Origin of the sequence: Cupriavidus alkaliphilus (assembly GCF_900094595.1) — a bacterium.
GTDB lineage: Bacteria > Pseudomonadota > Gammaproteobacteria > Burkholderiales > Burkholderiaceae > Cupriavidus > Cupriavidus alkaliphilus.
The window spans coordinates 411,143-419,792 of the sequence record NZ_FMAD01000005.1 but is presented as its reverse complement, the minus strand read 5'-3'; the positions used below and the strand labels follow the sequence as shown (position 1 = coordinate 419,792).

General features: G+C 61.2%; 7 protein-coding genes and 1 pseudogene. 7 read left to right on the top strand and 1 reads right to left on the bottom strand.

Features of this window, described 5'->3' with window-relative positions; translation table 11 throughout:
* The 7 genes from GA0116996_RS13855 to GA0116996_RS13825 all read left to right on the top strand — a co-directional run.
* Positions 1-1,605, top strand: a 1,605-nt coding sequence (locus GA0116996_RS13855) for a DUF2345 domain-containing protein (RefSeq protein ID WP_141693737.1), incomplete at its 5' end; no start/stop codon positions are given.
* A 16-nt stretch (positions 1,606-1,621) separates the two neighbouring features.
* Positions 1,622-2,422 (top strand): DUF4123 domain-containing protein, encoded by an 801-nt coding sequence (locus GA0116996_RS13850; protein ID WP_092312249.1) that lies wholly within the window; start codon positions 1,622-1,624, stop codon positions 2,420-2,422.
* Positions 2,419-2,997 (top strand): DUF3304 domain-containing protein, encoded by a 579-nt coding sequence (locus GA0116996_RS13845; protein WP_244159853.1) that lies wholly within the window; start codon positions 2,419-2,421, stop codon positions 2,995-2,997. Before GA0116996_RS13850 ends, GA0116996_RS13845 begins: the two co-directional genes overlap by 4 nt.
* Positions 2,998-3,300: 303 nt before the next feature.
* On the top strand, positions 3,301-3,873 hold the full coding sequence (locus GA0116996_RS13840; RefSeq protein ID WP_244159852.1) for a DUF3304 domain-containing protein: 573 nt from the start codon (positions 3,301-3,303) through the stop codon (positions 3,871-3,873).
* A 129-nt stretch (positions 3,874-4,002) separates the two neighbouring features.
* The gene (locus tag GA0116996_RS13835; protein WP_092312243.1) at positions 4,003-4,575 is read left to right on the top strand and encodes a DUF3304 domain-containing protein; all 573 of its coding nucleotides are present in this window, start codon (positions 4,003-4,005) and stop codon (positions 4,573-4,575) included.
* A 65-nt stretch (positions 4,576-4,640) separates the two neighbouring features.
* A complete protein-coding gene (locus GA0116996_RS13830; RefSeq protein ID WP_092312240.1) occupies positions 4,641-7,160 on the top strand; it encodes a T6SS phospholipase effector Tle1-like catalytic domain-containing protein in 2,520 nt (839 codons plus the stop codon).
* Between the two features lie 325 nt (positions 7,161-7,485).
* On the top strand, positions 7,486-8,112 hold the full coding sequence (locus GA0116996_RS13825) for a DUF3304 domain-containing protein (RefSeq protein WP_092312237.1): 627 nt from the start codon (positions 7,486-7,488) through the stop codon (positions 8,110-8,112).
* 268 nt (positions 8,113-8,380) lie between these two features.
* Here GA0116996_RS13825 and GA0116996_RS13820 read toward each other — a convergent pair.
* Positions 8,381-8,647, bottom strand: a pseudogene (locus GA0116996_RS13820) (LysR substrate-binding domain-containing protein); the annotation flags it as partial.
* Positions 8,648-8,650: the final 3 nt, after the last annotated feature.

Below are 8,650 nucleotides of genomic sequence, written 5' to 3'. Positions count from 1 at the left end.
CCATGGCGCGCCGCCGTGCTGGAGGGCGATTGCCCGCGCCTCTATAGCCAATCGACCCCGCTGGGCGTCCATACCGCGATCGTGGTTGGCCCGGACGGGCAGAGCCAAGCTGATGGCAACGCCGAACACCACGCCAGCCCGCGCGGCCAGATCCGCGTGCGCTTTCCCTGGCAGCGCGGCGAGCGCGACGACGACCGCAGCAGCCGCTGGGTACGCGTGGCACAGCGCCAGGCCGGCGCCGGCATGGGCTGGCAATGGCTGCCGCGCATCGGCCAGGAGGTACTGGTCAAGTTTGCGGACAACGATATCGACCAGCCATTCGTGATCGGCGCGCTGTACAACGGCCAGGGGGAAGCGGGCATCGCGCCCACGCCGGGCGGCAAGTCGATGGCCGCCACGACGTTCTCGCAGCCGTATGACGCCAGCGGCCTCTATGCGATGGGGAGCGACAGCCAGCCGAGCGCACAGGGCAACCTTGCCGGCGGCAATAGCCCGGCGTGGCACGGCATGGGTGCCGATCCGGACGGCCACCGCAACGACGCCGCGCTGACCGGGTTCAAGAGCCAGGAGCACGGCGGCAAGGGCTACAACCAGTTGGTGCTCGACGACACCGATGCGCAACTGCGTACGCAGCTCGCTACCACCGAACAAGCCACCCAGCTCAATCTGGGCCACGTGATTCACCAGCAGGACAATCGCCGCGGCAGCTTCAGGGGGCAAGGGTTCGAGCTACGCACCGACGGCCACGTCGCGGTACGCGGCCAAGGCGGGCTGCTGCTGACGACCTATCGCGATGCCGTCACGGGCCGCGTGCTGCCGACCGGCGACAACGCTGCGGGCATTGCGCTGTTGCGTCAGGCGGGCGATCTGGTCAGGACACTGAGCGATGGCGCGACCACGCACCAGACCCAGGCACTGTCAGCGGGAAAGGACGATGAGGCGCCGCTGGCGAAACAGGCCAAAGCCGCAGCCGGCATGGTCGACGGACAATCCCTCGAAGCCGCCAAAGGCGACGCGGCCGGCGGCAGTACCAGCACGCCAGGCAAGGTGCCGCACCAAAGCGAGCCGATGGTCCATCTCAACGGCAGGGCTGGCCTCGCCGTGGTGGCGGGACAGGATTTGCAGCTCGCCAATGGGGAAGGCGTGGTGCTGGCCAGCGGGCAGGACAACAACGTCGCCGTCGCCGGGCAGGCTCGCATCCATGCGGGTCACGCGATCGGCATTGCGGCCGGGCTGTCCGCGCCCGGCGAGGGCAACGTCGGGCTGCAATTGACGGCGGGTCAGGATGATATTGATCTGCAGGCGCAGCATGACTTGCTGAGGCTGGCGGCGCGAGAGGGCCTGACGATTGTCTCGGCGAATATGAATGTGGATTTTGCCGCGGCGAAGCGCATTCGCATTGCGACCGCCGGCGGGGCAGCCATCACGATGGAAGGCGGCAACATTACCGTCGAGTGCCCCGGACCCATTACCTACAAAGCGGCGAAGAGAACGTTCGAGGGGGCGGAGAGCACACCCTATCCGTTGCCGCAGTTTCCGCAGACGGTGTGTCTCGATTGCCTTCTCAAAGCGGCGGCCGCCGGCATGCCGCTCGCAACCGTATAGACCCTCAGAGGCGCCTATGTATTTCGCAGTCGAGTCGCGAGATCCGGAGACATGGCTTGACGGCCTGTTGCAATGCATCGAAAGTACCGCGGGCGTCCACTGGTCTGCCCTCGTTGACGGCGCGTTCGATCACGGCGCGAAGCCCTTCGCGGCGCCTGTCCCGCGTCACACTTTGTACGGCGAGACCGGCGCCCTGCGCGATCTCCTGTCGGCCTCCCCCTACCTGTTGCCGTTGGACGGTCTCGCCGGCGATGAACGGCGTGCCTTGGCCTCGGCGCTGGGCAAGCACTGCCAAGGCAGGCCGATGCTGAGCTTTGTGGCCTCATGGCAATCGCCCTCGTTTCTGGCGCAGATGTGGGAGCCTTGCCTTCAGCCAGTTGTCGAAGGCGATGACACGCGCTTCCTGCTGCGCTTCGCCGATACGCGGGTGCTCTCCACCTTGCCTGTGGCTCTCGGCCCGGCAGCGTGGGCGCAGCTGACGGCCCCTGTCGCGCAGTGGCACCTTGTGAACCGCGAAGGGATGCTCGACACACTGCCGCTAACCGAGCCCAGGACTGAACCCGAGGCACACCGGGCCGAACCGTTGACGATCTCGCAGGCTGAACTTGACCGGATGGTGGACGCGGCGATGCCGGACGCCTTGATGGATTCTCTCTATCGCCAATCTCCCGACATCCTGCCCGCAACCAAAAAGGCCCAAGCGCATCGGCGCGTCGCACAAGCCTATGCGCTCGCCAAGGTGCGTCGGGTGGAGGCTATGCATGAAATTCTGCTACTGGCTTTGCATGCGCTGTCGACGGGAGAATCCGACCAATGATGACTACGAGGACGATCCGAGGCTCGCTTGTTGTACTTCTGACCGCTACGTTGTTCGGCATGGCCGCGTGCGGCAAAGCTGAGCCGCCGCCCGCAGCTATCGAGGACGATACGCTTGGCGGCCAGATCGGGGTGCTCAACTACACCGACGTGCCTATCGGCGTCGTGTACGTCAACGACCAATGGGCTGGGGGGATGGTCGCGAATGCTGGCGGCACCAGTTGGACTGGAGGGATCTCCGTACCCAAGCACTGGGACCCTAACTTCAAGGTCACGATCAAGTGGAGTGACGACGAACTGTTTGAGAAGGACAAGAAGGCGCTCTATACCAGGGAGGTGCCCGTCGAAAAGTACTCGACGGTAGATGCCGCCTATTTCTACGTGGCCTTTTTCCCTAACCAAGAGGTGAAGCTGTACTTGACCAGGTGGCTGCCCGGTGCAGAAAACGACCCCGCCAAGTTGGAGGACCCAACAGATGCATGTCTGAAAAGGAAAGCACCGACGGAAAGGGAGACCTGCTATGCGCCGGAGTTCAGAGAAGAATACAGAATGCTCCAGCGTAAGGGCCGAGATTAGGCCCCTGCATGTCATCCCGCCAATGAATCCGCTTGAATTTGCCGAGCCATGTTTGACATCCACCCAAGACAATCCGAGTTGAAGCGATACCACGTTCGAAGCTGTTCAACCTCAAGATTCCGTCCCTGCGAGGAAGACCTCCGAAGGATAATCAAAAATGGGCCGTGATAGGTGCATCATCGCGGGCATCAGCGTTGCCTGGATCGGCCTCGCTTGCGCCGGATACTGGTTCCTGGGAAATGGCGCGGAAAATTTCGAGAGGGCCTCGGAACTCACTCTAAAGGGTTTCACGTGAGCCAACCAATGATGACCACAAGGACGATCCGAGGCTCGTTTGTTGTACTTCTGACCGCTACGCTGTTCAGCATGGCCGCGTGCGGCAAAGCTGAGCCGCCGCCCGCAGCTATTGAGGACGATACGCTTGGCGGTCAGATCGGGGTGCTCAACTACACCGATGTGCCAATCGGCGTCGTGTACGTCAACGGTCAATGGGCTGGGGGGATGGTAGCTAACGCGGGTGGGACCAAATGGATTGGCGGGATTTCGGTTCCCAAACACTGGGACCCGAACTTCAAGGTCACGATCAAGTGGAGTGACGACGAACTGTTCGCGAAGGACGAGAAGGCGCTTTATACCAAGGAAGTTCCTGTCGAAAAGTACTCGACGGAAGATGCCGCCTATTTCTACGTGGCCATTTTCCCTAATCAAGAGGTGAAGCTGTACTTGACCAAGTGGCTGCCCGGCGCCAAGGATGATCCCGCCAAACTGGAGGATCCGAAGGAAGCGTGCCTGAAGCGCCGTGCCCCGCAGGACCGGCGTCTCTGCTATCGCCCCGAATTGCGCGATCCTCCGGAAAGCCCCGAGCAGAGCCGGTAGGAGATTTCTCAAAGAAGCACTGCGCTAGCATTTGCTCGAAGGGGCATGCTTGTGACTGCGTTCGTGTAGGCAATCGCCCTTGGCAGGGCTCGGCGCCATGGCATCGTGCTGGCGCATAAAGGATAACCAATGATGACCACAAGGATGATCCGAGGCTTGTTTGTTGTACTTCTGGCCGCTACGTTGTTCGGCATGGCCGCGTGCGGCAAAGCTGAGTCGCCGTCCGCAGCTATCGAGGACGATACGCTTGGCGGCCAGATCGGGGTGCTCAACTTCACCGACGTGCCTATCGGCGTCGTGTACGTCAACGGACAATGGGCTGGGGGCATGGTCGCGAATGCCGGAGGGACCAAGTGGATCGGTAGCATCTCAGTGCCCAAGCACTGGGACCCTAACTTTAAGGTCACGATCAAGTGGAGTGACGACGAACTGTTCGCGAAGGACGAGAAGGCGCTCCATACAAAAGAAGTTCCAGTCGAGAAATATCCGCCCGAGGATGCGTCCTTTTTTTACGTGGCCTTCTATCCAAATCAGGAGGTCAAGCTATACCTGACGAAATGGGGTCCCGGGGCTGAGGCAGATCCATACCGCTTAGAAGATCCGAAAGAAGCCTGTGTCAAACGCCGTGCCCCGCAGGACCGACGTCTATGCTATCGCCCCGAATTGCGCGATCCCCCGGAAAGCCCCGAGCAAAGCCGGTAGGAGATGTTTCTGGCCTGCCTCAGACGCTCCTCTCATACCGTCAATTCCGCTAGACCGCATAAGCCATGACCGTCGTGAAGTTTGCGCCCCAATGCCCGGCGAAGCCGTTCGAACTCTCGCCGCAAGAAAGGTATCGCCAATACACCGGATTGGATGTTCGCCTCGACGCACCACCTCCGTGTGAAGAGGATCTGCACTTCGGCTTCTTCTTCGACGGCACCCGCAATAATGCGGACAACGACCGGCCGCGCAGCGCTCATAGCAACGTCGCGCGTCTCGTTGATCTGTTCGAAGTCGAGCCCAGGCAGGCAGAACTGAAGCGGTACAGGTTTGCGACTTACGCCGCTGGCGTGGGTACGCCGTTCTACAAGGAAGTCGGAGATGTGGGGATCGGCATCCAGGCAGTGGCCGGCGCCGCCGCTGGCTGGGGCGGTGAGGCGCGCATCAATTGGGCTCTGCTACAGATGCATAACCATCTGCATTTTCACTACCACAAAAGTAATCTGACCGAGCGAAACGCTGATCGTGACCTCGTCAGGCAGATGAGCGCCGACCTGAATGCACCCGAGATTCGAATTCCCGGCCTCGGCGACAGCAGCGCCATTGAACGCGAGCTGAACGGAAAATACCGCGCCAAGGGAGAGTTCGATCGCAAGCTGCGCGCAGGCGTCGGCCCGCTCGCCTCCCTGACCGCCGTAGCCCGCACCAACTGGCGCGAGGTCAATACCAAGGGCCGCCGGCGCGTGCTCAACGAACGCAAGGCGGCGCTGGCCAGGGTTCTAGGTAATCTGCCCCGGGACCGCAAGCCGATCATCAAGCGCATTCGTTTGCACGTGTTCGGCTTCTCGCGCGGCGCGGCCCAGGCTCGCGTATTCTGCAACTGGCTGCGCGACGCGTGCGACGCCAATGGGGACAAGCTCAGCCTATGCGGCATCCCGGTCCAGATCGACTTTCTGGGGCTGTTCGACACCGTGGCTTCCGCTGGCATCGCCCAGAGCATGATGGAGACCATGGCCTCAGGGCACGGCGCATGGGCGCAGAAGCGCTGGCTGCGCATTCCCGGCCCGGACCTGGTCAAACGTTGCGTGCACCTGGTCTCGAGCCACGAAGTGCGTGGCTCCTTTCCACTGGACAGCGCGCAAGGCGGCAACGTGGAGGAATTCGTCTATCCCGGTGTCCACTCCGACCTTGGCGGAGGCTATGAGCCAGGCGAACAGGGACGCGGCTGCCGCGCCGATGGGACCCCTGACGACAGCGCCAAGTTGTCCCAAATTCCGCTGGCGCACATGTACCGGGAGGCCGTCATCGCCGGTGTGCCACTGATGAGCCCGGCATCTGCGCCAGCCGAGCTAAAGAAGCAGTTTCGGGTCGACCGCGACCTCATCGCGGCCTTCAACGCCTATCGAGACGCCACGGCAACTTCAGGGCTCGTGCCAGACACTACTCCGACCCTGATCCGGCACCATTACGGCTATTTCCTGCGCTGGCGCCATCGCTGGCTGGGCAAGGTTGCAACCATGCCCAGCGTCCAGCGCGCGCCCAGGAACGACCGCATGGATCTGATCAACGCCGATGCTGAGCTGGCCGAAGAACTCAAATGGGTGCAACACTACGCCAGTTACGACAATCTGGTGCCGAGCTGGGCCCGCGGCCATTACAGCGGCTGGCTGATGGAAGGTGCGAAATGGGTTGTCGAAACCCATGCAACGAATCTCGGCGCCGCTACGGCGGCAATGGCTGGCTCAGCCGTGCGCCCGGCCGTACAGGCCGCGGTGCCCGAAGCACCCGGCGGGCCGATCGCGTGGATGCCGGCCTCGGGCGCAGTACAAGGCGCCGCCATGTTCTACCAGGCCAAAAAGGCGCTCGGCATCAAGTTCGGCAGCTGGGATGAGGTCAAGCAAGCCTGGAACAACACCGACGTCGCGCCTGCCATCGATGCCTTCTTCTCGCGCCATGTGCACGACTCCCGCGCCTGGTTCAAGCCCATGGGTGACGATGACGATGTCTGGTACCGCAAGCAGCAGGACAAGCTCGATGCGGCCGCCGCAAAGGCTGCCTCACAAAAGGAGCGTGTGCCGGCGATGAGTGGGCCCATGATGGCCAAGGTCGGCGTTCCGCCGCCGCGGCCATTGAGCGCTGAGGAACGGGCAACGCTGGAGACACAGGACCGCCTCAAGCGACAACGCGAAGCCAAGGGCCAGTCAATCGACGAAGCACTGAAGGATCCGGCCTACACTGACCAGCTGCCGCAGCAAGCCAGTGGACGCGAGTTCTGGCAGATGTGGGGCTATCTGCGATGGCGGACAGTCTATGACGACAAGTACATGGACTACCGCGCCAGCTATCCGGAACTGGCTGGCCTTGACGCCACCGCACTGAAAAGGCGGATGAAAGAGCTTGATCGAAAATTGCAGCAAGCACGCGTCCGTTCCGAGGTGGTTGGCAAAGCGCTGAACGGCTACGCCAGCAGTGGATCGATGCCGCAGGATCTTTATGTCGAGAACGAGGGATTGATGCGCGCCATTGCCGCAACGGAGACGGAGATGGCGGCGATTACGGCGTTTATGGAAGAACAGGCGTATTAGGTTGGGCCCGCTTATGCTCACGGCGGGAACAATCGCTCGATCATGCGATGTCCATCTTCGGACCTTACATCTTACCGGCGGCCAGTTTGCCACCATACTGGATGGCACCGAGGGCGACACCATGTTTAGCCTCCTGCTCGACAAAGCGAATGAATGTTCGTGTCGAACAATGCGGGAACTTCCGCGCTACGCTGAGGGGTCACATCGATCGCGCCACGAAGCTGGAAGTCCTGCCATCAGTCCGGAAACACGGTGAACATACGGGGAAGCATTTGCATGCGCGCGCGAGCTAGGCATATGACAGAACGTAAAAAGCAGAAATAGCATGGAGCAGAAGCGCGCAACACTAATAGCGGTTATCTTGGCAGCACTGACCATTATGGCTTCGGCTTGCGGCAAGGGAGAGGGGCGGGCGGATGATATGACTGCTTCAAGTATCACTGCCTACAATCATACCCCCGACTATATTCATCAGTTCTACATCAACGATGCGTGGGGAGGAAATTCCTTCGCTTATGGCGGTGGTGGGGGCTTTGTTTGTTGCGTGACCTACCCAAGGAAGTGGCATCAGGGGCTGACTGCAACGGTACGCTGGACGACCTCGAGTTCGGATCCCAATGCGACGGGCGATGCGGCAGTAGGAAAATGGCATGAGGCTATTGTTTCAATAGAAAAGTACGATGAGCCGGGTACCGTTCAAATTCACTTTCTACCTGAAGGGAAAATTCGAATAATTATCTCGAATTTCATGTCAGGTCATTCCGACTATCCCGGTCCCGACTATCCGGTAATGCCACCGGACTTTCATTTCGAACCATGGCGGGGCGCGGCAAGCGAGGCGGAAGCTCGTGCTCGTTCTCGGGAGGTACACCGTGCACTTCAGGTAAGTCCCGACGATTCACCATCCCTTCCCCCGGAGCAGATGCCCTTATACCCGAAGGAGCGACAATGAGCGCTTTTCAGCCCGGCTGGTATGAGCTCAGTTTTAATGCCACGACGCGTGATGTACGGTGTGGATACTTTAAGACCGCGACGACAATGACCGCAGAATATCTGGTCGAGAGCAGTGCTGATGACGGACGCTGATGCTGCGAATCTGTGCGCTATCGATGGAACGAGCACAGAGGCGGTACTGGCAGGCATGGGTACAGCGACCCGCCGCGAACCCAAAGGTCACGGACGTTATCGTAGGGTTTTCGACAGTTAGGAAAATCGCTCCCCTACCGACGCAACATCTGCACCACCAACGCAAACGCCGGCGACGGCTGCCGCCTGCTGGGGTAGTACAAATGGTAGCCATTGAACTTCGGACACCAGTCCTCCAGCACGCGCACCAGCCGGCCGGCTTCGATATGCGGCATCAGTTCATCCTCCGGCAGCAGTGTGAAGCCCAGCCCGGCCAGCGCCGCGTCCACCTGGGGCTGCGTGGTATTGAGAATCAGCGGGCCGTCCACGCGCACGTTCACCTGGCGGCCGCGTCGCTCGAAAGG

What these genes read in the sequence shown, in the direction of transcription:
- GA0116996_RS13850 (WP_092312249.1), top strand. Translation starts at nt 1,622, where the DNA reads ATGTATTTCGCAGTCGAGTCGCGAGATCCGGAGACATGGCTTGACGGC.
- GA0116996_RS13845 (WP_244159853.1), top strand. Translation starts at nt 2,419, where the DNA reads ATGATGACTACGAGGACGATCCGAGGCTCGCTTGTTGTACTTCTGACC.
- GA0116996_RS13840 (WP_244159852.1), top strand. Translation starts at nt 3,301, where the DNA reads ATGATGACCACAAGGACGATCCGAGGCTCGTTTGTTGTACTTCTGACC.
- GA0116996_RS13835 (WP_092312243.1), top strand. Translation starts at nt 4,003, where the DNA reads ATGATGACCACAAGGATGATCCGAGGCTTGTTTGTTGTACTTCTGGCC.
- GA0116996_RS13830 (WP_092312240.1), top strand. Translation starts at nt 4,641, where the DNA reads ATGACCGTCGTGAAGTTTGCGCCCCAATGCCCGGCGAAGCCGTTCGAA.
- GA0116996_RS13825 (WP_092312237.1), top strand. Translation starts at nt 7,486, where the DNA reads ATGGAGCAGAAGCGCGCAACACTAATAGCGGTTATCTTGGCAGCACTG.